The sequence below is a fragment of the Nonomuraea sp. NPDC049709 genome (genome assembly GCF_040674815.1).
Taxonomy (GTDB): domain Bacteria; phylum Actinomycetota; class Actinomycetes; order Streptosporangiales; family Streptosporangiaceae; genus Nonomuraea.
In genome coordinates this window covers 179,126-202,725 of record NZ_JBFANM010000004.1, presented here as the reverse complement: position 1 = coordinate 202,725, position 23,600 = coordinate 179,126, and the positions used below count along the sequence as shown (strand labels likewise).

The 23,600-nt window shown below is 70.6% G+C and carries 24 protein-coding genes and 1 tRNA gene; 17 read left to right on the top strand and 8 right to left on the bottom strand.

What is annotated here, in order from left to right; all coding sequences use genetic code 11:
- The first annotated feature begins 21 nt into the window (after positions 1–21).
- The 8 genes from AB0J69_RS05905 to AB0J69_RS05870 all read left to right on the top strand — a co-directional run bounded on the left by AB0J69_RS05905 (position 22) and on the right by AB0J69_RS05870 (position 5,189).
- The gene (locus tag AB0J69_RS05905; RefSeq protein ID WP_364113309.1) at positions 22–708 is read left to right on the top strand and encodes a TetR/AcrR family transcriptional regulator C-terminal domain-containing protein; all 687 of its coding nucleotides are present in this window, start codon (positions 22–24) and stop codon (positions 706–708) included.
- Positions 709–754: 46 nt separating this feature from the next.
- On the top strand, positions 755–1,117 hold the full coding sequence (locus tag AB0J69_RS05900; protein WP_364113307.1) for a hypothetical protein: 363 nt from the start codon (positions 755–757) through the stop codon (positions 1,115–1,117).
- A complete protein-coding gene (locus AB0J69_RS05895; protein ID WP_364113305.1) occupies positions 1,114–1,491 on the top strand; it encodes a hypothetical protein in 378 nt (125 codons plus the stop codon). Before AB0J69_RS05900 ends, AB0J69_RS05895 begins: the two co-directional genes overlap by 4 nt.
- A gap of 31 nt (positions 1,492–1,522) precedes the next feature.
- Positions 1,523–2,128 (top strand): SRPBCC family protein, encoded by a 606-nt coding sequence (locus tag AB0J69_RS05890; protein WP_364113303.1) that lies wholly within the window; start codon positions 1,523–1,525, stop codon positions 2,126–2,128.
- Between the two features lie 244 nt (positions 2,129–2,372).
- Positions 2,373–3,539, top strand: coding sequence for an MFS transporter (locus AB0J69_RS05885; RefSeq protein ID WP_364113301.1), 1,167 nt, complete (start codon positions 2,373–2,375; stop codon positions 3,537–3,539).
- Positions 3,536–4,375, top strand: coding sequence for a metal-dependent hydrolase (locus AB0J69_RS05880; protein ID WP_364113299.1), 840 nt, complete (start codon positions 3,536–3,538; stop codon positions 4,373–4,375). Before AB0J69_RS05885 ends, AB0J69_RS05880 begins: the two co-directional genes overlap by 4 nt.
- Positions 4,376–4,433: 58 nt before the next feature.
- Complete coding sequence (locus AB0J69_RS05875) at positions 4,434–4,649, top strand: helix-turn-helix domain-containing protein (RefSeq protein WP_364113297.1); 216 nt, start codon at positions 4,434–4,436, stop codon at positions 4,647–4,649.
- A gap of 9 nt (positions 4,650–4,658) precedes the next feature.
- Positions 4,659–5,189, top strand: coding sequence for a hypothetical protein (locus AB0J69_RS05870; RefSeq protein ID WP_364113295.1), 531 nt, complete (start codon positions 4,659–4,661; stop codon positions 5,187–5,189).
- 40 nt (positions 5,190–5,229) lie between these two features.
- Here the strand turns inward: AB0J69_RS05870 and AB0J69_RS05865 are convergent, their stop codons facing one another.
- Positions 5,230–6,120, bottom strand: coding sequence for an RNA polymerase sigma-70 factor (locus tag AB0J69_RS05865; RefSeq protein WP_364113293.1), 891 nt, complete (start codon positions 6,118–6,120; stop codon positions 5,230–5,232).
- A 74-nt stretch (positions 6,121–6,194) separates the two neighbouring features.
- On the opposite strand from AB0J69_RS05865, the gene AB0J69_RS05860 reads away from it, so the two are divergent.
- Positions 6,195–6,267: transfer RNA gene (locus AB0J69_RS05860), tRNA-Ala, on the top strand.
- Positions 6,268–6,272: 5 nt separating this feature from the next.
- Here AB0J69_RS05860 and AB0J69_RS05855 read toward each other — a convergent pair.
- The 3 genes from AB0J69_RS05855 to AB0J69_RS05845 are packed head-to-tail and all read right to left on the bottom strand — an operon-like array spanning position 6,273 to position 7,754.
- Positions 6,273–6,794: an AAA family ATPase gene (locus tag AB0J69_RS05855; protein WP_364113291.1), complete on the bottom strand. Its 522-nt coding sequence runs from the start codon at positions 6,792–6,794 to the stop codon at positions 6,273–6,275.
- Positions 6,795–6,815: 21 nt separating this feature from the next.
- Complete coding sequence (locus AB0J69_RS05850) at positions 6,816–7,337, bottom strand: nucleoside-triphosphatase (RefSeq protein WP_364113289.1); 522 nt, start codon at positions 7,335–7,337, stop codon at positions 6,816–6,818.
- Between the two features lie 21 nt (positions 7,338–7,358).
- On the bottom strand, positions 7,359–7,754 hold the full coding sequence (locus AB0J69_RS05845) for a VOC family protein (protein ID WP_364113287.1): 396 nt from the start codon (positions 7,752–7,754) through the stop codon (positions 7,359–7,361).
- Between the two features lie 98 nt (positions 7,755–7,852).
- On the opposite strand from AB0J69_RS05845, the gene AB0J69_RS05840 reads away from it, so the two are divergent.
- Positions 7,853–8,800 (top strand): WYL domain-containing protein, encoded by a 948-nt coding sequence (locus AB0J69_RS05840; protein ID WP_364113285.1) that lies wholly within the window; start codon positions 7,853–7,855, stop codon positions 8,798–8,800.
- 6 nt (positions 8,801–8,806) lie between these two features.
- Here AB0J69_RS05840 and AB0J69_RS05835 read toward each other — a convergent pair whose 3' ends face one another.
- The 3 genes from AB0J69_RS05835 to AB0J69_RS05825 all read right to left on the bottom strand — a co-directional run bounded on the left by AB0J69_RS05835 (position 8,807) and on the right by AB0J69_RS05825 (position 12,023).
- Positions 8,807–10,279: a pyridoxal-dependent decarboxylase gene (locus AB0J69_RS05835; RefSeq protein ID WP_364113283.1), complete on the bottom strand. Its 1,473-nt coding sequence runs from the start codon at positions 10,277–10,279 to the stop codon at positions 8,807–8,809.
- A 102-nt stretch (positions 10,280–10,381) separates the two neighbouring features.
- Positions 10,382–10,585, bottom strand: coding sequence for a DUF4236 domain-containing protein (locus AB0J69_RS05830; protein WP_364113281.1), 204 nt, complete (start codon positions 10,583–10,585; stop codon positions 10,382–10,384).
- Positions 10,586–10,607: 22 nt separating this feature from the next.
- Positions 10,608–12,023 carry a PLP-dependent aminotransferase family protein gene (locus tag AB0J69_RS05825; RefSeq protein ID WP_364113279.1) on the bottom strand — a complete coding sequence of 472 codons (1,416 nt, stop codon included), beginning with the start codon at positions 12,021–12,023 and terminating at the stop codon, positions 10,608–10,610.
- A 77-nt stretch (positions 12,024–12,100) separates the two neighbouring features.
- Between AB0J69_RS05825 and AB0J69_RS05820 the strand changes: the two genes are divergently transcribed.
- Complete coding sequence (locus AB0J69_RS05820; protein ID WP_364113277.1) at positions 12,101–12,847, top strand: metallophosphoesterase; 747 nt, start codon at positions 12,101–12,103, stop codon at positions 12,845–12,847.
- A 31-nt stretch (positions 12,848–12,878) separates the two neighbouring features.
- Here AB0J69_RS05820 and AB0J69_RS05815 read toward each other — a convergent pair whose 3' ends face one another.
- Positions 12,879–16,271: an alpha-L-arabinofuranosidase C-terminal domain-containing protein gene (locus AB0J69_RS05815; protein ID WP_364113275.1), complete on the bottom strand. Its 3,393-nt coding sequence runs from the start codon at positions 16,269–16,271 to the stop codon at positions 12,879–12,881.
- Positions 16,272–16,567: 296 nt separating this feature from the next.
- Between AB0J69_RS05815 and AB0J69_RS05810 the strand changes: the two genes are divergently transcribed.
- The 6 genes from AB0J69_RS05810 to chvE all read left to right on the top strand — a co-directional run bounded on the left by AB0J69_RS05810 (position 16,568) and on the right by chvE (position 23,595).
- A complete protein-coding gene (locus AB0J69_RS05810; RefSeq protein ID WP_364113415.1) occupies positions 16,568–17,548 on the top strand; it encodes a LacI family DNA-binding transcriptional regulator in 981 nt (326 codons plus the stop codon).
- Positions 17,549–17,622: 74 nt separating this feature from the next.
- Positions 17,623–18,621 (top strand): ABC transporter substrate-binding protein, encoded by a 999-nt coding sequence (locus tag AB0J69_RS05805; RefSeq protein ID WP_364113273.1) that lies wholly within the window; start codon positions 17,623–17,625, stop codon positions 18,619–18,621.
- Between the two features lie 161 nt (positions 18,622–18,782).
- Positions 18,783–20,294, top strand: coding sequence for a sugar ABC transporter ATP-binding protein (locus AB0J69_RS05800; RefSeq protein WP_364113271.1), 1,512 nt, complete (start codon positions 18,783–18,785; stop codon positions 20,292–20,294).
- A complete protein-coding gene (locus tag AB0J69_RS05795) occupies positions 20,291–21,304 on the top strand; it encodes an ABC transporter permease (protein ID WP_364113269.1) in 1,014 nt (337 codons plus the stop codon). Before AB0J69_RS05800 ends, AB0J69_RS05795 begins: the two co-directional genes overlap by 4 nt.
- On the top strand, positions 21,301–22,284 hold the full coding sequence (gene yjfF, locus AB0J69_RS05790; protein ID WP_364113267.1) for a galactofuranose ABC transporter, permease protein YjfF: 984 nt from the start codon (positions 21,301–21,303) through the stop codon (positions 22,282–22,284). The genes AB0J69_RS05795 and yjfF overlap by 4 nt, the downstream gene beginning before the upstream one ends.
- A gap of 192 nt (positions 22,285–22,476) precedes the next feature.
- Positions 22,477–23,595 carry a multiple monosaccharide ABC transporter substrate-binding protein gene (gene chvE, locus AB0J69_RS05785; protein ID WP_364113265.1) on the top strand — a complete coding sequence of 373 codons (1,119 nt, stop codon included), beginning with the start codon at positions 22,477–22,479 and terminating at the stop codon, positions 23,593–23,595.
- The last annotated feature ends 5 nt before the right edge of the window (positions 23,596–23,600 follow it).

The window sequence follows — 23,600 nt, the reverse complement described above, 5'->3', positions numbered from 1 at the left end:
ACGCTGTCTAGAATCGGAGCCGTGAGTTCCGTTTGGTCGAGACCCTCGCCGCCCCGCCGCCCCGTGCTGACCAGGGAGGCGATCGTGGCCGCCGCCATCGCCGTCGCCGACGCCGAGGGGCTGGCCGCGGTCTCCATCAGGCGCGTGGCCGCCGAGCTGGACGCCCGGGCGATGACGCTGTACTCCTACATCGAGCGCAAGGAGGACCTGCTCGCCCTGATGGCCGACGAGATCGCCGCCGAGACGCTCGTCGAGGGGCCGCTGCCCGGCGACTGGCGCGAGGCGCTGCTGCTGCTCGCCCGGCGCGAGCGCGAGCTGGTGCGGCGGCATCCGTGGCGGGTCGAGCTGATCTCGCAGCGGGTGGACATCGGGCCCAACGGGCTGCGGCACGTGGAGCAGAAGCTGGCCGCGTTCGACGGGCTCGGGGTCGACCGGCTGACGGCCTGGCGGTTCCTGGCGGTGTTCAACGACTACATGACCGGGTTCGTGGTCAGGGAGGCGCAGGAGCGGGGGGCGCCCAGGGAACAGGGGGTCAACGACGCCGAGCGGGCCGCGGTGGCGCAGCCGTACATCAGGGAGCTGGTCGAGAGCGGTGAGTTCCCCCGGCTGGCGCCGATGATCGAGCAGGGCGTGCCGGGCGCGGACGACAACTTCGAGCGCGGGCTCAACTGGGTGCTGGACGGGATCGAGGCCCACCGGCGAGGGTGACGGCCGTTCTCGGGGGCGACACGCCCGGGCGATAGCCTTACCCCCGATGAACACCACCGTCTCCACGATCGTCATCGCCGGCTCGCTGCTGCTGATGCTGGTGAGCCTGATCGTCGCGATCCGCAACCGGCCGATGGGCATGGTGCTGCTGGTCGGCTTCGGCCTGCTCGAAGTGGCCGTGCTGGTGCAGGCGGGCTTCGTGATCGCGGCCGTGTCGGGCGGCGAGGGGCCCGCCGACAAGGTCACGCTGTTCGGCTACATCGGCGGGCAGGTGCTGATCCCGCCCGCCGGGGTGTTCCTGGCGCTGGCCGAGCGGAGCAGATGGGGGTCGGGGATCCTGGCCGTGGCCGGGTTCGCGATCGCCGTGATGAACGCCCGGGTGCTGCAGATCTGGCAGGGCGTGGCGTGACGACCTCCATCGGGACCGGGCCCGGGCGGGCGCTGATCGCGGTCTACGGGCTGTTCTCGCTGGCCGCCGGGGCGCGGGCGGCCGTGCAGATCGCCGGGAGGTTCGCCGAGGCGCCGCTGGCGTACTCGCTGTCGGCGTTCGCGGCGCTGGTCTACATCCTGCTCACCGTCGCGCTCTGGCGCGGCGCCCGCCGCCTCGCGCTGGTCGCGCTCGGCATCGAGCTGGCCGGCGTGCTGATCATCGGCACGCTCAGCCTCCTCGATCCGGCCGCCTTCCCCGACGAGACAGTGTGGTCGGCGTACGGCAGGGGTTACCTGTTCATCCCCCTCGTGCTGCCTCTGGTGGGCCTGTTCTGGCTGCGGCGCAGGCGTTAGCGCCCGCCCTGCCCGGGCAGTGGCAGACCCCATGAGCACGATCGAACATTCGGAAGACGTCGAGGTCCCCATCAGGGCGGCCTACAACCAATGGACGCAGTTCGAGAGCTTTCCCGAGTTCATGGAGGGCGTGGAGTCGGTCAAGCAGATCGGCGACACGCGTACGGCGTGGGTGGCGGAGATCGCCGGCGTCCGGCGCGAGTTCGAGGCCGAGATCACCGAGCAGCACCCCGACGAGCGCGTCGCCTGGCGCAGCGTGGACCGGCCGCACCACGCCGGTGTGGTGACCTTCCACCGGCTCGACGACAGCAGGACCAGGATCACGCTCCAGATGGAGTACGACCCCGAGGGCTTCGTCGAGACCGCCGGTGACTGGCTGCAGCTCGTACGCATGCGGGTCGTCGGCGACCTCAAGCGCTTCAAGACCTTCATCGAGTCGCGCGGCGGCGAGACCGGCGGCTGGCGCGGCGACGTGCCGGGGCCGCACCAGCGCGGCTCCTCCTACGGCGAGAGCGACCGGCCCGTCCCGCCCGGGACCGTGGGCGGCGGCGACTATCCGCCCGGCGGCACGCTCCCGCCTCCCGGTCCGGTGCCTCCGGGCGGCGAGCCTCCCGAGGGCCCGCGGCCCGTCCTCTGACCCTGTCCACTGAGCGCCGTCCCTGAGCGCCTGCCCTCTGATCAGGGCGGATCTGTTCAGGGCGCGCGCAAGACCCCCGGAATCCCATCGCCGGGGGTTTTGCCATGACCAGGAATAAACGGATATTTCGGTCCTGTTAAGGTGGTGATTCGTCCCATGATTTGATGAGTGGAGGACTACCACCGACATGAGCGTGCTCGCCCAAGAGTCCCGAGGCAGAACCACCCCGCTGGCTTGGCTCCTCGTGCTGGGAATCGTCCTCGCCGCGCTCAACCTGCGCACCGCCGTCACCAGCGTGGGCCCGCTGCTCGACCACCTCGCCGCCGGCCTCGGCATGTCGAGCGCCGGCACCGGGCTGCTCACCACGCTGCCCGTGCTGGCCTTCGCCAGTGTAGGCGCCATCACCCCGGCACTGGCCCGGCGGGTCGGCGAGCACCGGCTGCTGCTGCTCGCCCTCGTCACGCTGGGCGCGGGGCTGCTCGTCAGGTCGATGGTCGGCTCGGCCCCGGTGTTCCTGCTGAGCAGCGCGGTCGCGCTGTCCGGCGGCGCCGTCGGCAACGTGCTCATCCCGACGCTGATCAAGCGTCACTTCCCGGCGAACACCGGGATCATGACCACCGTCTACACCACGGCCCTGGCGGCGGGCACCATGCTGGCCGCCGCCGCGACCGTGCCCATCGAGCGCGCGTCGGGGGACTGGCACGTCGCGCTCGGCGTGTGGGCGGCCCTGGCCGCCGTGGCCGCCATTCCGTGGCTTGCGCTGCTGCGCAGTGAGCCGGAGCGGGACACGGGCGGCCGGGACGCGAGCCTGCGCGGCCTGGTCAGGAGCAAGCTGGCGTGGATGATCGCGATCTACTTCGGCACCCAGTCGATGATCGCCTACATCATGTTCGGCTGGCTCGCCACGATCCTCACCGACGCCGGTTACACCACCTCGGAGGCCGGGCTGGTGCTCGGCGTGTTCACGGCGCTGAGCATCCCCGTCTCGATCCTCGTGCCCGTGATCGCCTCCCGCTACCGCGACCAGCGGCCCGCCGTGGCCGGGCTCGTCGCCTTCTACGCGGTCGGCTTCCTCGGGCTCTGGTTCGCGCCGCCCTCCACGGCGATGGTGTGGGTGGTGTTCGTGGCCGTGGGGATGGGGTCGTTCCCGCTGGCGCTGATGATGCTGGCGCTGCGCACCCGTACTCCGGAGGCCACGGCCGCGCTGTCGGCGTTCGGGCAGAGCGCCGGCTACCTGATCTCCAGCGTCGGCCCGCTGCTCGTGGGCGTGCTGCGGGAGGCGACCGGCGGGTGGGCGGTGCCGTACGTGCTGATCTTCGCCGTGCTGGTGGCGCAGCTCGTCACCGGCCTGTACGCCGGCCGCAACCGCTACCTGGAGGACGAGCGGGCCGCTGCCAGAATGGCCGGGTGAGATCCACTGTCGTCACCTTCCCGAGCGGCCTGACCAGCGGCCGCTCCCAGATCGTCGGGGCCGTGCCGGTGGGGGAGCGGCACGGCCTCGTCGCCGCCGAGACACCCTTCCACCCCCTCGACCACACCTGGCCCGACCAGCCCGCGGACCGCGGCACGATCGGGGGTCTGCCGGTCGTCGACTGCGTTACAGGGGCCCAGTCGACGACCGGACCGACCGCCGGCGAGGTCTTCCTCGGCGAGTCCATCCCCGTGCGGCGCGGGACCGAGGGCTGGGAGTGGCTGGTCGTCCACGTGACGGAGGCGCCGCTGCCGGTGGGGGCCGAGGTGGACCTCGAAGTCGACCCGGCCTTCCGGGCGGCGCTCTGCTACGGCCACACCGCCTGCCACCTGGCCGCGCTCGCCCTCAACGCGGCGCTGGCCGATCACTGGCGCAAGGAGGCGCGGCCCGACGCGCTCGGGAGCCCCGACTTCGACCAGGCGGCGATCACCTCCTCGCGGATCGTGCCGCACGGCAGCGTGGACGTCTACCGCCTGGGCAAGTCGCTGCGCAAGAAGGGCTTCTCCGGCGAGGACCTGGACCCGGCGAAGGTGGCCCGGCGGGTGAACGACCGGCTGGCGGCGTGGGTGGCCGCCGACGCGCCGGTCCGGCTGGACGTGCCGGGGCCGGGGCTGACGGCCCGCCGTACGTGGCACTGCTCGCTGCCCGAAGGCGAGGCGTCGATCCCGTGCGGCGGCACCCATGTGGGGCATACGGCTGAGCTGGCCGGGGTCGCGGTCGAGCTGCAGCTGTCGCCGGAGGACGCGACCCTGACCATGCGGACGGGCCGCGCCTGAGGGATCCATCTGTCAGCATCTGTTGACAAGCGGGTGCTTGTCAGCACATGCTGACACCATGGAAGTCACCGAGCTGGCCGAGGCGGCCACCGATCGCGACCCGGGAGTGGGGCTGGCGGCGGTGGCCGCGCTCAGGGCCCTGCTGGAGGAGCTGGAGGCGGTCCACGTGTCGAACGCCCGCGCCCAGGGGTGGTCGTGGGAGCAGATCGCCGACGCGCTGGGGGTCCGCCGGCAGTCGGCACACCGCAAGCACGCTCGCAGGACGGGGAGGTAGGAGAAGGTGATGTTCGACAGGTACACGGAAGGCGCCCGCCGGGCGATGGTCAGGGCGGGGATCCTGGCGCTCGACGCCGGGCGGCCCGCCCTCGACGCCGATGTGATCCTGCTGGGGGTGGCGGAGGTGCGCCCGTTCTCGCTGCCGTCCTTCACCGCCTCGGCGGCCGACGTGCGCGAGCGCGTGGACGTGCCGGACCCGGGGTCGCTCCTGGCCACGCTCGGCATCGACCTGGCCGAGGTGCACCGCCGCACCCGGGCCGGCACGGACGAGCCGGAGCGGTGGACGCTGCGCCGCTCCCGCGTGCGCCCGCTGCGGGTGACCCTGTACGGGCCGCTGGGGCAGATCCCGCTGGCCATGCACGCCAGGAAGGTGATCGAGGTGGCCCAGTGGCGGCCGGGCCCGATCACCGGCGAGCGGCTGCTGTGGGGCCTGCTCGCCGACTACGCCAACGGCGTCGGCCGGATCCTCTGCGACGCCGGGGTGAACCTGCCGGACCTGGTCCGCGAGGCCGGCATCCCGACCCGCCGCGCCGCCTGACCCCGGTGCCGGGCCCGCTGGACCCGGCCGGGGCCGCGGGTCAGACGGGCTTCAGGTGGGCGATCTTCTCGGGGTTGGCGACCAGGTAGATCGTCTCGATCTTGCCGTCCGCGACGAGCAACGTCAGGACGCTGATCACCCGCCCGTCGGCCGAGATGACCACGGCGGGAGCGTTGTTCAGCATCGCCACCGCGAACGACATCCCGGCGACCTCCGCCATGCCGATCGAGGCCATGAACTTGGCGATGTTCGCCGGGGTGTTGATCGACAGGAGGTAGCGGCTCACGTTCTCGGAGCCGGTGATGACCCGCAGCGCCGCCCTGGCCTTGCCGCCGCCGTCGCTGACCATCGTCACCTGGTCGGCGAACAGCTCGATCAGGCCGTCGAGGTCGCCGTCGGCGGAGGCGCTGATGAACCGCTCGGTGATCCGCCGGCGCTCCTTCCGGTCCACGTCGAAGCGCGGCCGCCGCTCGTGCACGTGGTCGCGCGCCCGCCGGGCGAGCTGCCTGGTGGCCGGCTCGGCCCGCCCGATGATCTCCGCGATCTCCGAGAACGGCAGGTCGAACGCCTCCCGTAACACGAACACGGCCCGTTCGAGCGGCGACAGCGTCTCCAGCACGACGAGTAACGCCATCTCCACGGAGTCGGCCAGCTCGGCGCGCTCGGCGACGTCGGGCGCGGTGCTCACCGGCTCGGGCAGCCACGGCCCGATGTACGACTCCCGCCGCGACTTCGCCCACCGCAGCCGGTCGATGGCCAGCCGCGAGGTCACCCTGATCAGGTATGCCTTGGGCTCGTCGACGGTCGACTCGTCCACCCCCGACCAGCGCAGCCACGCCTCCTGGACGACGTCTTCGGCGTCGGCGACGCTACCGAGGATCCGGTAGGCCACTCCCGTCAGCAGGCTTCGGTGCTCGTCAAAGGTCGACATGAAACCTAGACGTATCACGGGAGCCTCGGCGTGACACAAGGGCTCCGGGACTCCGTTACACTTGTTGATCGCAAGGGGCTATGGCGCAGTTGGTAGCGCGCCTCCATGGCATGGAGGAGGTCTGGGGTTCGAATCCCCATAGCTCCACCCCTTCAGTCAGCGGCGGTGTCCTCCCGGGCGCCGCCGTTCGCGTTCCACGGCCCGCTCGTGACCGGGTCGAACAGGGCCAGCTCCGCCTTCGTCGGCGGCTCGAACAGCTTCGCCCACTCGTCGAGCAGGTCCGGGGTGATCGGGACGGTGCCCCAGGAGCCGGCCTCGTTGCGCGTGGCCAGGCGGCGGTGGAGCTCGTCCATCGGGGTCGCGAGATAGCGCAGCTCCACGGCGGCGCCGAGGGCGCGGGCGGCCAGCCGCAGCTCGTCGCGCTCCGCCCGGGCCCAGAAGCCGTACTCCAGGACGACGGTGTGGCCGAGCCGCAGCAAATCCTGGGCATGCCGCCAGAGCTGCTTCTCCAGCCGGTCGCGCGCCGGGTCGTCGTACGGGTCGAGGCCGAGGTGCGCCAGCCACTCGTCCGGGCACAGCCGGACGGCGGGCAGCTCGGCCGCCAGGCGGCGGGCCAGCGTCGTCTTCCCGGAGCCCGGCAGGCCGCAGAGCAGGATGAGGCGTCCCCGTGTCATGGAGCCGATCATCCCAGAGGGTCAGGGGGCGAGCAGGCGGGCGAGGGCCCGCGGGAGGTCGTCGCGGTTCTGCGGCGTCACGGTGATCAGCTCGGCCTCGATCTGCGCCTTCAGCGTCGGGTGGGTGCGCTGGTGGACGGTGGCCACGATCGGGAGGCCGGCCTCGAAGAGCGCCACGCAGCGCGGCAGGAAGGCCGGGGACAGCAGCTCCATCGGGCCGATCTCGTCGATGAGCGTCACCGCGCCCTTCGTGGTCAGCGCCCGCTGCATGGCCGGCAGCGCGATGCGCTCGAACGCGGGCACGTTGACGCCGTATCTGCCGACCCGCGGACCCGACACCCACGAGAGGTGGGCCATCACGGCCTTGCGGCCGCCGAACTCCTCCACCGTGAACCCCGCCCGCCGCCCGTGCTCGCGCACCTCGTCACTGAGGAAGCCGCAGACGGGCACCCCCGCCGCCCGCAGGAGGTCGGCGAGGCGGCGGACGACGGTGGTCTTGCCCGTGCGGGGCGGGGCGGTGAGCAGGATGCGCGGCCTGGACACGGCTCCAGGATGGCAGACCCGTCACTCCCCGAGAACGGTCAGGTAGTGCGGGTTGCGCATGATTCCCAGGATGTTGCCGAACGGATCCACCACCGACGCGGTGACGAACCCCTCCCCGTCGCCCTGGTGGGTGATCGGCTGGTACTCCTTGGCGCCCATGGAGAGCAGCCGCTCCAGGGTGGCCTCCAGGTCGTCCACGTGCCAGTGCATGACCGCGCCCGCGGGCCGGTCGGTCGCGCCGGGCGGGGCGTAGCGGGCGTCGATCAGGCCGAACTCGTGCTGGTAGTCGCCGATGCGGAACTCGATGTAGCCGGGCTTCTGGTAGTACGGCTCGATGCCGAGGAACTCGGTGTACCAGGCCTTGGCGGCCTCCAGGTCGGCGGCCCAGAACGTCAGTGTGGCGAATCCTCGCAGCATGTCGGTGACCTCTCGTCTCGTTCCCGTTGAGCTACATGGACAGTTTGCGGGATGAAAGTGTTCATCAAATGAGCACTTTTTCCGGGAGAATCGGAAACATGAGAGCCGATCGACTGGTGGCCGCGCTGCTGCTGATGCAGGCGCGCGGCCGGGTGACCGCGGCGGAACTGGCCGGGGAGCTGGAGGTGTCCGTGGCCACCGCGCGCCGCGACCTCGAAGCGCTGTCCGCCGCGGGCATCCCCGTGTACCCGCAGGCGGGCCGGGGCGGGGGGTGGTCGCTGCTGGGCGGCGCGCGCACCGATCTGACCGGGCTCACCGCGCACGAGGCTCAGGCGCTGTTCCTGCTGGCCGGCCCGGCCGCGCCGGCCGCTCCCGAGGTCAGGTCCGCGCTGCGCAAGCTGATGCGGGCGCTGCCCCAGACGTTCAGGGAGGAGGCGGAGGCCGCGGCCGGCGCGGTGGTGGTCGACCCGGCCCGCTGGGGCGAGCCGGAGAAGGAGCGGCCCGAGCTGGTGCGGGTCCTGCAGGGCGCCACCGTACGGCGGCGCCGGGTCCGGCTCGTGTACGAGGGCCGCCGCGACCGGGAACGCACCGAGCGGGTCGTCGATCCGTGGGGGCTGGTGGACAAGGACGACGTCTGGTATCTGCTGGCGGGGACCGAGCGCGGCCAGCGGACGTTCCGGGTGGACCGGATCGCCGAGGCCGTGGTGACGGAGGAGGGGTTCGAGCGGCCCGGCGACTTCGAGCTGGCCCGGGCCTGGGAGGGGGTCGTGGAGGAGATGGAGCGGCGGCGCTCGACGGTCTCCGCGACCGTGCTCATCGCCGACCGGCTCCTGCCCATCCTGCGCGACCACTTCGGGCGTCACTGCCGGACCCTGGGAACCGAGGCGGACGGGCGGGTCCGGGTGCGGGTGGCGGCCCCGATGGCGTTGACCATCGCCGAGCAGCTCGCCGGGTGGGGCGCGCGGGTGGAGGTGGTGGAGCCGGAGCAGGTCAGGGCCGAGCTGGCCAGGATCGGCGCCGAGCTGGTCGAGCGCTACCGGCCCTGACAGCCGTCAGTCCTCGGCGGGGAGGGTGCCGGACAGGGCCGCGTGCTCCCAGCGGATGTGCTCCCACGCCTGCTCCACGTGCCGCCGCTCCGTCATCGCGGCCCCGACGGCCATCCGCAGCACCACCCGGTCGCCGATCCTGGTGTGCGTCACGTACATCGACCCGCTCGCGTTGAGCAGCTCCATCAGCCGCAGCGTGGCCCGGTCCGCCTCGGCCGCCGTCAGGCCCGGCCACCGCGGGCGGAAGCACACGAGCCCGAGGGGGTGCGGCTCGTGCAGCTCGAAGCCGGGGTCCGCGGAGATCCACGAGGCCAGGTCCTGCGCCAGCGCGACGCCCTTGCGGATGTGCGCGCGCAGCCCCTCGGCCCCGTACCAGCGGATCACCGACCACAGCTTCAGCGCCCTGAACCGGCGGCCCAGCGGCACCTGCCAGTCCCGGTAGTCGATGACGGAGCCGGTCGTGGTGGCGGTGTTGCGCAGGTATTCGGGGAGGGTCGAGAGAGCGGCGAGCAGCGGGGCGCGGTCGGCGGTCCACAGGACGGTGCAGTCGAAGTTCGTCAGGAGCCACTTGTGCGGGTTGGTGACGTAGGAGTCGGCGTACTCGCCCACGCCGTCGTTGAGCCGCCGGAACTCCGGGCAGATCGCCGCGACCCCGGCGTAGGCGGCGTCCACGTGCAGCCAGACGCCGCGCTCCGCGCACACCTCGCCGATCGCGGGGACCGGGTCGATGGCGGTGGTGGAGGTGGTGCCGACGGTGGCGCACACCATGGCGGGGACGGCGCCGGCCGCCCGGTCCCGGTCCAGGAGGGTGCGCAGGTGGCTGGGGTCCATGGCGAGCGTACGGGGATCGACGTCCACGACGCGTACGCCCTGCGCGCCCAGGCCCGCGATGCGTGCCGCCCGCTCCAGGGACGAGTGCGTCTGGGACGACACGTACATCGTGTACCGGCGGGTGATCCCGTCCGAGGTGACCTGGCCGTCGCCGGCCCGGTGCAGCGCGGCCAGCAGCGCGACCAGGCAGGCGCTCGACGCCGAGTCCTGGATGACGCCGCCGCCCGCCCCGTCGGTGCGGAAGTGGTCCGGCAGGCCGAGCAGGCCCGCCAGCCAGTCGACCACCACCGTCTCCAGCTCCGTGCACGCCGGGCTGGTGACCCAGAGCATGCCCTGCACCCCCAGCCCGCTGGACAGCAGGTCGCCCAGGATGGCCGGGCCGCTGGCGTTGGAGGGGAAGTAGGCGAAGAAGCCGGGATGCTGCCAGTGCGTGATGCCGGGCAGCAGGATCCGCCCCAGGTCCGACAGCACGGCCTCGAACGGCTCCCCGTGCTCGGGGGGCCGTGACGGCAGGGCGCGCCGGATCTCACCCGGCTTGACCTGTGACACCACGGGATGGGACTCGATGCCGGCGAGGTAGTCCGCGATCCAGTCGATGACCTGCTTGCCGTGGCGGCGGAACTCCTCAGGGGTCATGTGAGGGCTCATCCGCCCACTCTGTAGGCATTTGCGGTCTCGGGGAAAGGGGACGGGCCGGAGGCTTTCGCCTCCGGCCCGTTCTATCTCAAGCGGTCGGGAGACCGCCGAGCGTCAGTAATGTCTGGGGTAGCGCCTGCTCCCGAACGACTTGCCGACGTGGAAGCCACCGGGCAGGCGGACGGACACGTGCTTGCGTCCGTCGGGAGTGGTCGAGACGTGGAAGCGCCGGTTGCCGAAGCTGTGGCTGACGCCGTGCCGCGACAGGTTGATCCGGAACGGCCCCACTTTGATTGACTTGCGGTAGTGCCAGCCCATGTCCCTCCTCCGCATCGTGCGCTCATGAGGTAGAACGACCGGAATCGGCCGCTGGTTCCCGGCCGGCCGCGCGCGTGAGTGTCTCCGCCAGGGCTTCGAGCGCGTGGGGGTAGGCGCGTTCCGAGGGGCCGGCGTACCCGATGAGCAGGCCCTCCCGCCCGGCGCCGTGCCAGAGCGGGGAGGCGGGGCGCAACGCGATGCCCCGGCGCGCGCACGCGTCGAGCAGCTCGGCCTCCGAGGGGCCGCCGCCGGGCAGCAGCAGGAGGGTGCGCAGGCCCGCCGCCACGCCGGGCAGGACCGCGCCGGGCAGCGCGGCGGCCAGGCGGGCGCGCAGCAGCTCGCGGCGCCGGCGGTAGCGCAGGCGGGCGGCGCGGATGTGCCGGTCGTAGTCGTGGGTCTCGATCAGCCGGGCCAGCACGAGCTGGCCGAGCACCTCCGTGTGGATGTCGGCGTGCAGCTTGGCCTCGGTGACGGGGCCGATCAGCGCGGGCGGCACCGCCATCCAGGCCAGGCGCAGGGCGGGGGCGAGGGACTCCGAGGTGGTGCCGAAGTACACGGCCTGCTCCGGCGCCGTGCCCTGGAACGCGCCGACCGGCTGCCGGTCGTAGCGGAACTCCCCGTCGTAGTCGTCCTCGACGACCAGGCCGCCCCACTCGCGCAGCGCGTGGCGCCGGCTCGGGTGCAGGGGGACGCCCATGGGGTACTGGTGCGCGGGGGTGACGACCGCGGCGGCGACGGCGGGGGTGAGCGTCCCGACCCGCGCGCCGAGCTCGTCCACCGGCAGCGGTACGACCTCGCGCCCGGCGCGGCGGACCACCTCCCGGTAGAAGTCGTGCCCCGGGTCCTCCATGGCGATCGGGCCGTCGCCGATGACGGCGGCGAGCAGGTTGAGCGACTGGACGAAGCCGGTCGTGACGACGATGTGCTCGGGCGTGGTCACCACTCCCCGGGTCCTGGCCAGGTAGCCGGCCAGCGCCCGCCGGAGCTCGATCCGGCCGCGCGGGTCGCAGAGGCCGAGGACGGCGGCGGGCGCGGTCGCGAGCACGTGCCGGGTGGCGCGCAGCCAGGCGCGGGCGGGGAAGGCGGACACGTCGGGCTGCCCCGGGCGCAGATCGTGCACGGGCTCGGGCAGGGCGGCAGGTTCCGGGGCAGGGGGGACGGGGCCGGGAGTCGAGACGGCGGCGACCTCCGTTCCCGAGCCCGGGCGGGTGGTCAGGTAGCCCTCCGCGACGAGCTGGTCGTACGCCGCGGTCACCGTGCCCCGGGACAGCCGCAGCTGCGCGGCCAGCGAGCGGGTCGAGGGCAGCCGGGTGCCGCGCGCCAGCCGCCCGTCCCTGACCGCCGCCCGCAGCGCGTCCTCCAGCGCGCCGCGCCGCCCGCCCCCGGCTGAGAGCTCCAGGTGCAGGTCCACTCCGGAGCCGGCCCAATCTTTTCGCACGGAACCGGATCTTACGTGTGGTCCGGTGTCCGGGCTTACCGTAGGTGAGCTGGCAGAACCGGAAGGGGACCACCGTCATGATCGTGATCGCTCACCTGAGCGACATCCACATCGGCGCCACACCGCAGAGCGCCGGCCGGGCCGACGCCGTCATGCGTTACCTGGACGCGATGCCCGGCGACGTCGACGCGGTGCTGGTCACCGGCGACATCGCCGACCACGGGCTCGCCGAGGAGTACGAGACTGCCGCCAAGCTGCTCACCTCCCGCCACCCCGTCCTGGTCGTTCCCGGCAACCACGACGTGCGGGCGGAGTTCCGCCGCGTCCTGCTCAGCGAGGAGGCCGCCGACGGGCCCGTCAACCAGGTCCTGCGCACTCCCGGCGCCGTCTTCGCCATGTGCGACTCCTCCATCCCGGGCGAGGACCCGGGTGACCTCGACGACGAGACGATCGCCTGGCTCGAAGGCGTGCTGGACGGCACCGACCTGCCGGTCTTCGTGGCCTTCCACCACCCGCCGGTGCCGCTGCACAGCGCGCCGCTGGACGCGATCCGGCTGCGGCGGGCCGAGCGGCTGGAGGCGCTGCTCGCCGGCCGCACCGGCGTGCCCGCGATCCTGGTCGGGCACGCTCACATGGCCGCGGCCACCACGTTCGCCGGCCGGCCGCTGCTGGTGGGCGGGGGCGTCGTGTCCACGCTGAAGCTGCCGTGGGAGGGCGGCGAGAGCTTCGCCGACTCGGTCGACTACGAGCTCCCGCCGGTGATCGCCTTCCACGTGCTGGACGACGCGGGCCGGATGACCACCCACTACCGCGTCGTCCCGTAGGGGGCGGGGGGCTCCGCCCCCTACGGCGTTCTCACCGCTCGGTGAGCTCGATGAACGTCACCGAGTACGCGGGGAAGTCGTAGGCGAAGGCCGAGGAGAAGCCGTTCACCTGCCGCCGCACCGGCGCGATCCGGTCCGGTTCGGCGATCGAGTTCACGTCCGACGGCGCGCCGGTCAGCGAGGTGACCGTGGCCGTCGGCCGGAACCGGGCCGAGCCGAGGTCCACGCTGCCGCGCACGGCTGTGTCCTGCGCGTTGACGACCTTGAGCGTCACCGACTTCCCGTCCCTGGATACCACCTGGTACAGCGGCTCCACCCGGGCGCTGTCCACGAAGTCGTTGATCCGCTGCCCGTCCAGCCAGGTCGTGATCCGCCGCCCGCTGACCTGGACCTTGAGCCGGTAGTCGCGGCCGGTCTCGACGGTGGTGGCCGAGGTGGCGATCGAGGACTTGCCGCCGTTCACGGCCTTCTCGACGGCGGACTGGGTGTTGCCCCAGCCGCCGACGTTCCACCAGTAGAAGTTGCCGGTGTCCGCGACCCCGAACATCACCAGGAAGCCCTCCGCGCCCGCGGTCTTGCGGGCCGTCACCTCCATCGTGTAGTTCGACCAGTCGGCCGAGCCCGCCGTGGACCTGGCGTCCTCGACCTGCGCCGTCTGGACGTAGGCCCCGTCCTGCACGGCCCAGGTGCCCAGGCCCGGCGTCCACCTGCCGGCCCCGGCCGAGAAGTCGTCCGACAGCAGCACGGTGCCGTCCGCCGCGGTGACCCGTACGTCGTCGTACCGGACCGCGGTGTTCCACGCGCCCAGCCCGACCGCGCCCCTGATGTCCTCGACCGGCCTGGCCTCACCCTCGAACGCGCTCGGCACCACCCGCTCGCCCACGTTCGTGGAGAACAGGCGCTGGACGTGGTAGCTCGGCGAACCGTAGGCCTGGTCGTTGTCGAACCAGATCAGGTCCGGCGTCCAGTCCACGTAGTCGACGTTGGCCAGCAGCGGCGCGTACGAGGCCAGCTGCACGACGTCGGAGTTGCGCTCGATGCCCGTCATGTACGACGCCTCGCTCAGCGCGTTGTAGAAGGTGTTGCCCCGGGAGGCGTACTCACCCACGAACACCTTCGGTCCAGTGCGGTCGTAGGTGTCGTAGCGGTGGTTGTTGGCCAGGAACCAGTCCGGGTTGTTGTAGTAGTGCTCGTCGACCAGGTCGGCCTTCTGGTCGCGGGCGAACTGCCACATCCGGTCGAACCAGGCGCCCTGCGACGTCTGACCCGAGTTACTGATGATCTTGATGTCGGGATACTCGGCCCGCACCGCGTTCGCGAACTTCGGGTAGTTCGTGAAGAACTCCTCGTAGATCTCCTCGTTCCCGAGCCCGATGTACTCCAGCCCGAACGGCTTGGGATGCCCCAGCTCGGCCCGCTTCCTGCCCCAGGTCGAGGTGACCGGCCCGTTGGCGAACTCGATCAGGTCCAGCGTGTCCTGCACCCACCGGGCCAGCTTGGCCTCGTCGGTCAGCGGCCGGTTCTCGCCGCAGCCGTTCACGCCCACCGACAGCACCGGCAGCGCCTCGGCCCCGATGTCCTCGGCGAACTGGAAGTACTCGTAGTAGCCGATGCCGTAGGTCTGGTTGTAGCCCCAGAAGTTGAAGTTCGTCGGCCGCTCCTCGACCGGGCCGATCGTCTCCTTCCACTGGTAGATCCGGCGCCGGTCCTGGTTCTCCGAGTACGGGTCGTAGGTGCCTACGTTGGTGACGCAGCCGCCGGGGAAGCGCAGGAACCGCGGCTCCAGATCGGCGATCATCTTGGCCAGGTCCGCCCGCATGCCGTGGCCCTTGAAGGTGTCGCGGGGGAACAGCGAGACCATGTCCAGATCGGTCCGCCCGGCGGGTGCCTGCACCACGAGCCGGCCCGCGTCGGTGGTGCCCGAGGCGGTGAACGACGCCTTGTACGTGGCCCAGCCGCCGGCCTTGACCTGCAGAGTGGCCCGGCCCAGCACGGTCGTGCCGTCCTCCACGGTGACCGTCAGGGGACCGGCCTGCTGGCGCCTGGCCCACAGCGACAGGTCGTAGCGCTTGCCGGCCTTGAGCGGCAGGCCGCGGTTGAACCCGGCGTTGGCCGCTCCCGCCGTGCCGTCGCCGGTCACGTCGAGCCGCAGGTAGTTGCGGTTGGCGGCGTTCAGCGGGTCCTCGCCGGTGACGGTCAGGGCGGCGGTGGCGCCGCGCTCGGCCTTGGACCACGCGGTCAGGCCGGTGTAGGAGCTCTCGTCGGTGGAGTTGAACTCGAACGAGCGGTTCTGCACCAGCTCGGCGTAGAGACCGCCGTCGGCGGCGTGGTTGATGTCCTCGTAGAAGACGCCGTACAGGTCGGGGCTGACCTTCGTGCCCTTGGCCTTCGGGTCCACGGTCAGCTTGCCCGATGTGTAGCCCTCGACCCGGAACTTCGTCGCGTCCGTGCCCATGACCAGCTTCCCGTCGCTGATCGAGATGCTCCGGCCGCCGGAGGACACCGTGACCTTGCCCCCACCGGCATCCGTCAACCGCCAGACCGAGGCCGAGCCGCTCAGCCGCACCTGCGGCCTCGCCTCCAGGTATTCGCCGGTCGCCACGTCCTTGAGTTTGACGCCGTCGCCGCTGGGCTCCGCCGTGACGGCCAGGGCGGTCATGGGAGCCTTCGCCGAGGCGCGCACCGTCCCCGAGCGGTCGGCCGACAGGTACGGCAGCGCCGCCGCCCGCAGCGTGAACGCCCCTTCCGGCACCACCGGCTGCCCCTCGGCCGCCTTGATCGCGATGTAGTCGAAGTCGGCCCGGACGGAGGTGCCGTTCTGCGCCGAGAGCCCGAAGAGTCCGACCTGCCCGATCTTCAGCGCGGCGGTCATCCTCGACGCCTGCACCCAGGCCGTGCCGTCCCAGTAGGAGGAGACGAATTCGTCGCCGGTCCTGGCCAGCTTGACGATCTCGGCGGTGGAGCCGGGTCTGGCCGCGAAGGCCGAGGTGAAGGCCGCGCCCACCTCGGCGGCCGTCTCGATCACCGGTCCGCCCGCGAACCCGACGTGGGCCAGCCCGGCCCGTACGTAGTTGTCCCAGTCCTGCCAGGCCAGCAGGCCCGCGCTCTGGTAGTCCAGCGTGACGGGCGCGCTGAGCTTGGTGACGACCTCGAAGTCGCCGTCGGGGACGTCCACGAGGAAGAGGTTCCGGGCGTTGTTCGTGCCCTGGTGGGTGTCGCCGGTCAGGGTGTCCAGGTGTAGCGCGCCGCCTGACAGGCTCCAGCGGGAGCTGTCAGGAGACAACACCGTCCAGTCCTCGCCGAGCGTGGTGCCGTCGAACTGGTCCACGACGGCGCCTTCGGGGATGGGGTCCGCTGCCGCCGCGACCGGAGGCGCCACCACCAGGCCCGCTAAGAGCAGGGCGGATAAGGCGATTCGCAACATGAGTGGGGGCTCCTCACTGGTTGTTAGCGTTAACACAGAAGTGAGCGTTAACAACGGCGATTCGCGACAAGTTAAGGACTGCCCGGGAGCGGCGTCAAGGGGCGCTGAGATGGATCCGCGGCGAAGCGAGGGGCATCCATCCCGCCCGCCGAGCGGAGCCCGGCAAGGTGAACTCGCGTAACCCGAACGTAATGCGGAGAGCCCTTGACGGAACGGGTTGTTAACGTTCACAGTCGGGGCCAAGCCAGGAAAGGAGCACGGCTGTGGGATCCACCCTGGGGCGTCGCCTGCCGGTCATGGCCGATGTGGCCAAAGAGGCCGGCGTGTCGCATCAGACTGTCTCCCGCGTGCTCAACGATCATCCGAACGTGCGCAGCGAGACCCGTACACGGGTGCTCGAAGCGATCGACAAGCTCGGCTACCGCCGCAACCTCGTCGCCCGCGCACTCGTCACCAAGCACTCCAGAACGCTCGGAGTGGTCAGTTTCGACACCACGCTGTACGGCCCGGCCAGCACCGTCTACGGCATCGAACAGGCGGCCAGGGCGGCCGGCTACTTCGTCAGCATCGTCAGCCTCAAGTCGATCGACAAGGCCGGCGTGCGCGATGCCCTGGACTACCTGGCCGACCAGGGCGTGGACGGCATCGTCGTGGTCGCGCCGCAGCGCTCGGCCGCCCGGGCCCTGGCCGACCTGCCGCTCGGCGTCCCCACCGTCGCCGTCGAGGGCGGCGAGGCGGGCGACGTGTCCGTGGTGTGCGTCGACCAGGTCGCGGGAGGCAGGCTCGCCACCGAGCACCTGCTGTCGCTGGGCCACGAGACGGTGTGGCACGTCAGCGGTCCCTCCGACTGGCTGGAGGCCGAAGGGCGCGTGGCCGGGTGGCGGGCCGCGCTGGAGCAGGCGGGCCGCGAGGCCCCACGACCGCTCGCCGGGGACTGGAGCCCGCGCTCGGGGTACGAGGCGGGCCGCAGCCTGGCGAGCATGAGGAACGTCACCGCGGTCTTCGTCGCCAACGACCAGATGGCGCTCGGCGTGCTGCGGGCGTTCACCGAGCAGGGGGTGAGAGTGCCCGAGCAGGTGAGCGTCGTCGGTTTCGACGACATCCCCGAGTCCGAGTTCTTCTCGCCGCCGCTCACGACCATCAGGCAGGACTTCGACGCGGTGGGCAGACACAGCATCGAGGTGCTCGTACGGCAGCTCGAAGGCGGACTCCAGGAGCGTGAGCGGCTCGTGGTGCCGCCGACGTTCGTCGCCAGGGTCAGTACGGCCCGGGCCTGAGCCGTACCGGAAGGCAGGACGCGCTGGCACCCGACCAGGGTTGTTAGCGTTCACATCAGAAGGGAACCCCCCACGTGTTAAAGAGGATCTCGGCGTTGGTGCTCGCCGGGCTCACCGCGATGTCGGTGGCGTCCTGCGGCAGCGGTGGCAGTGGTGCCAGCGGTGGCAGCGGTACGGGCAGCGGCAGCGGCAGCGATGCGATCACCATGGGCTTCTCCCAGGTGGGCGCGGAGAGCGGCTGGCGGACCGCCAACACCAAATCCGTGCAGGACTCGGCGAAGAACGCGGGCATCACGCTCAAGTTCTCCGACGCCCAGCAGAAGCAGGAGAACCAGATCAAGGCCATCCGCTCCTACATCCAGCAGAAGGTGGACATCATCGCCTTCTCGCCGGTGGTGGAGTCGGGCTGGGACACGGTGCTCAAGGAGGCCCAGAACGCGAAGATCCCGGTCATCCTGACCGACCGCGCCGTGGACTCCAAGGACACGACCCTCTACAAGACCTTCCTGGGCTCCGACTTCATCGAGGAGGGCAAGAAGGCCGGGCAGTGGCTGGTGGAGGAGTACAAGGACACCAAGGACACGGTGAACATCGTCGAGCTGCAGGGCACGACGGGCTCGGCGCCGGCCAACGACCGCAAGGCGGGCTTCGCCGAGGTCATCGGGGCGGACGCGAAGTTCAAGGTCGTCGCCTCGCAGACGGGTGACTTCACCAGGGCCAAGGGCAAGGAGGTCATGGAGGCCTTCCTGAAGTCCACCCCGGACATCGACGTGCTGTACGCGCACAACGACGACATGGGCCTGGGCGCGATCGAGGCGATCGAGGGCGCGGGCAAGGTGCCCGGCAAGGACATCAAGATCATCACTGTCGACGCGGTCAAGGACGGCATGCAGGCGCTGGCCGACGGGAAGATCAACTTCATCGTCGAGTGCTCGCCGCTGCTCGGCCCGCAGCTGATGGACCTGGCCAAGAAGGTCGTCAAGGGTGAGCAGGTGCCGGCGCGCGTGGTGACCGAGGAGACCACGTTCACCCAGGAGCAGGCCAAGCAGGTCCTGTCCACCCGCCAGTACTGAGCCCGGCCCGTCCCCCATCCGTCATTCCGGAAGGGATCCTGGCCGTGCGGGACCGGGGTCCCTCGGGCGGGTGGACGGAGGGGCGGCAGGGGCGTATGGACGAGGGAGGCGGTCCGGGGAACAGCCCGGGCCGCCGTCGCGATGCGAAAGGGGAATGGCTGATGGCCGTACCCGCGCCGGTCCTGACGATGAGCGGGATCGGCAAACAGTTTCCGGGGGTGAAGGCCCTGGACGGCGTGGACCTGCGGCTGCTGCCCGGTGAGGTGCACGCGCTCATGGGAGAGAACGGCGCGGGCAAGTCCACCCTGATCAAGGTGCTCACCGGCGTCTACCCCGCCGACGCGGGCACCATCGAGCTGGGCGGCGCGCCGGTCGCGTTCGGCAGCCCCCTGGAGGCGCAGCAGGCCGGGATCAGCACGGTCTACCAGGAGGTCAACCTCTGCACGAACCTCTCGGTGGCCGAGAACATCCTGCTCGGCCGCGAGCCGCGCCGCCGGGGGCGCATCGACTGGAAGCGCATGCGGGCCAGGGCCGGCGAGCTGCTGTCGCGGCTGGAGCTGAGCCTGGACGTGTCGGCGCCGCTGTCGTCGTACTCGCTGGCGATCCAGCAGATGGTGGCGATCGCGCGGGCGATCGACGTGGACGCCAGGGTGCTGATCCTCGACGAGCCCACCTCCAGCCTGGACGCGGACGAGGTCGCGCAGCTCTTCAGGGTGATGCGGCGGCTGAAGGAGGAGGGCATCGCCATCCTCTTCGTCTCCCACTTTCTCGACCAGATCTACGAAATTTCGGATCGTATGACGATTCTTCGCAACGGGCGGCTCGTCGGTGACTACCTGACGAGGGAGCTCCCGCAGGTCGAGCTGGTCGCGAAGATGATCGGGCAGGAGCTGGCCGCGCTGGAGCGCCTGCACGGCGAGGCCAAGGTCTTCGACCGCCCGCTGGTGGAGGCGCGCGAGCTGGGCCGCACCGGGGCGATCGAGCCGTTCAGCGTCACCATCCACGAGGGCGAGGTCGTGGGCCTGGCGGGGCTGCTCGGCTCCGGCCGTACGGAGATCGCCCGGTTGCTGTTCGGCGCCGACCACGCGAGCACGGGCGAGATCGCGATCGGCGGCTCGCCGTCGTCGTTACGCACGCCCCGCGCGGCGATGAACCACAAGATCGCGTTCTGCTCGGAGAACCGCAAGGCCGACGGCCTCATCCCGGACCTCACCGTGCGCGAGAACATCATCCTCGCCCTCCAGGCCACCAGGGGCTGGACCAGGCCGGTGCCGCGCGAGCAGCAGGACGAGCTGGTCGGCAGGTACGTCAAGGCCCTGAAGATCAGCCCGCCCAACCCCGAGCACCTCGTCCGCAACCTCAGCGGCGGCAACCAGCAGAAGGTCGTGCTGGCCAGGTGGCTGATCCTGGAGCCCCGGCTGCTCATCCTGGACGAGCCCACCCGGGGCATCGACGTGGGCGCGAAGACCGAGATCCAGCGCCTGGTCGCGGAGCTGTCGGACGGCGGGATGGCGGTGCTGTTCATCTCCGCCGAGCTGGAGGAGGTGCTGCGGCTCAGCCACAAGGTCGAGGTGCTGCGCGACCGGCGGCTGGTGGCCGAGTTGCCCAACGACGAGGCGCTCACGACAGACGTGCTGCTGGAGACGATCGCGAGCGGAGGGCGAGCCTCATGAGACGGCTGTTGTGGCCGCTGGTGGTGCTGGCCCTGCTGCTGGCGCTGAACGTGTTCTTCACGCCCAGCTTCTTCTCGATCCAGGTCAGGGACGGCCACCTGTACGGCAGCCTGATCGACATCCTGCGCTTCGGCGCGCCGCTGATCCTGGTCTCGCTGGGCATGACGCTGGTCATCGCCACCGGCGGCATCGACCTGTCGGTGGGCTCGGTGGTGGCGATCTCGGGCGCGCTGGCCTGCCTGCAGATCAGCCAGGACGCGAGCGTGTTCACCGCCGTGGCGCTGGCGCTCGGGCTGTGCCTGGCGCTGGGGGCCTGGAACGGGTTCCTGGTCGCGGGCATCGGGATCCAGCCGATCATCGCCACGCTCATCCTGATGGTGGCCGGGCGCGGTCTGGCCCAGCTCATCACCGACGGCCAGATCATCACCGTCAACAGCCCGGCGTACAAGGTGATCGGCGGCGGTTACTGGCTGACCGTGCCGTTCGGCATCCTCATCGTCATCGCCGTGCTGGCGATCACCGTGTTCCTGACCAGGCGGCTGGCGCTGGGCATGCTGATCGAGTCGGTCGGCGGCAACGCCGAGGCCAGCAGGCTGGCGGGCATCAGGGCGCGCGGGATCATCATCATGGTGTACGCGTTCGCCGGCCTGTGCGCGGGTGTGGCCGGACTGATGATCAGCTCGAACGTCTCCAGCGCCGACGGCAACAACGCCGGCCTGTGGATCGAGCTGGACGCGATCCTGGCCGTGGTGATCGGCGGCACGTCGCTGGCCGGCGGCCGGTTCTCGCTCGGCGGGACCGTGCTGGGCGCGCTCATCATCCAGACCCTGACCACGACGATCTACTCGATCGGGGTGCCGCCGGAGACCACGCTGCTGTTCAAGGCGCTGGTCGTGACGGCCGTCTGCCTCATCCAGTCCCCGTCCTTCCGCGCGAAGGTGTTCCGCCGGAAAGGGCGCACGGCCCCGCCCAGTCCCGCCCCCGAGGAGAAGGTGCGGGTGACCGCATGACCACCATGACGATCGGCAGGGCGACCGTCCCTGCCAAGTACCTGCCGGTTCTGGTGACCGGGTGCCTGTTCCTGGCCATGTTCCTGGTGGGCGGGGTCCGCTATGAGGGGTTCGCCAGCGGGCAGGTGATCCTGAACGTCTTCATCGACAACGCCTTCCTGCTGGTCGTGGCGGTGGGGATGACGTTCGTGATCCTCACCGGGGGCATCGACCTGTCGGTGGGGTCGGTGGTGGCGCTGTCCACGATGATCTCGGCGAGCCTCATGGAGGGGCCGGGGTGGCCGCCGTACCTGGTGGTGCCGCTGGTGCTGGCCATCGGGTCCGGGCTGGGGCTGGTGATGGGCTACATCGTGCACGCCTTCGACATCCAGCCGTTCATCGTGACGCTGGCGGGGATGTTCCTGGCGCGGGGGCTGTGCTACACGATCGGCACGGATTCGATCCCGATCGACGACCCGACGTTCACGGCGTTCGCGCAGACCCGGATCGACCTGTTCGCCGACCTGTGGATCTCGCCGAGCGTGATCATCGCGATCCTGGTCGTGGGGGTGGCGGCGTACGTGCTGCACTACACCCGCTTCGGCCGCTCGGTCTACGCGACGGGCGGCAGCGAGCAGTCGGCGCTGCTGATGGGCCTGCCCGTGGGCCGGACGAAGATCACTGTCTACACCGTCAGCGGGTTCTGCTCGGCGCTGGGCGGGGTGCTCCTGTCGTTCTACATGCTCTCGGGCTACGGCCTGCACGCGCTGAGCATGGAGCTGGACGCGATCGCGGCGGTCGTCATCGGCGGCACGCTGTTGACCGGCGGTAGCGGTTTCCTGCTCGGGACCGTGCTTGGCGTGCTCGTGCTCGGACTGATCCAGACGATCATCAGTTTCGAAGGGACGCTCTCCTCGTGGTGGACCAAGATCTTCATCGGAATGTTGCTCTTCGTCTTCATCCTGCTGCAGCGGCTATTCTCGGCTCGGTCACGCCGCTGACCTGCATAGAAGTTACCTGAAAGTTTCCGTCAGGTTATGTCCTACCGTTGACATAAGCTTTGTTAGCGATAACAATCGGCGGAAACGAATGCGAACTTTGTTCTGATTCGTCACGTTCTGTGACTGAATCCCTCGCTTAACCGGCAGTCGCCGCGTCCAGCGCTGCCGCGACCCCCATGGAAAGGGATGCACATGAGGTTGGGACGAATCGGGGGCGTGGTGTCCGCCATCGCTCTCGCCGCGACCATGACGGCTTGTGGGTCGAGCACGAAGACAGTCGACCAGGAGGCCTCCACCTCCGCGGCTGCCGGCAACGCGGGCGCCCTGATCGGCGTCACCATGCCCACCAAGTCCTCCGAGCGCTGGATCCACGACGGCGACAACGTCAAGCAGCAGCTCGAGAAGCTCGGCTACAAGGTCGACCTGCAGTACGCCGAGAACGACATCCCCACGCAGGCCAACCAGATCGAGAACCAGATCACCAAGGGCGCCAAGCTCCTGATCGTCGCCTCGATCGACGGCACCGCGATCACCTCCCAGCTCCAGCAGGCCGCTGACGCGAAGATCCCGGTCATCGCCTACGACCGGCTGATCCGCAACAGCCCGAACGTCGACTACTACGCCACCTTCGACAACTTCAAGGTCGGCGTGCAGCAGGCGACCTCGCTGCTGAAGGGCCTCGGCGTCGAGGACGGCAAGAAGGGCCCGTTCAACGTCGAGCTGTTCGGCGGCTCGCCCGACGACAACAACGCCACCTTCTTCTGGGAGGGCGCGATGTCGGTGCTGAAGCCGAAGCTCGACGACGGCACCCTGAAGGTCGTGAGCGGCCAGACCGACTTCAAGACCGCCGCCATCCTCCGCTGGGACCCCGCCACCGCGCAGAAGCGCATGGAGGACCTCCTCACCAAGTCCTACACCGGTGGCACCAAGGTCGACGGCGTGCTGTCGCCGTACGACGGCCTGTCCATCGGCATCCTGTCGGCGCTGAAGAGCTCCGGCTACGGCACCAGCGGCCAGCCCTACCCGATCGTGACCGGCCAGGACGCCGAGCTCGCCTCGGTCAAGTCGATCATCGCTGACGAGCAGTACTCGACCATCTTCAAGGACACCCGCAAGCTCGCCGAGCAGACGGTGAAGATGGCCGACTCCGTGCTCAAGGGCGCCCAGCCCGAGGTGAACAACACCAAGGACTACGACAACGGCAACAAGGTCGTTCCTTCGTACCTGCTCGACCCGGTGATCGTCGACAAGTCCAACTACAAGGAAGTCATCATCGGCGGCAACTACTACACCGAGGACCAGCTCAAGTAAGGGCC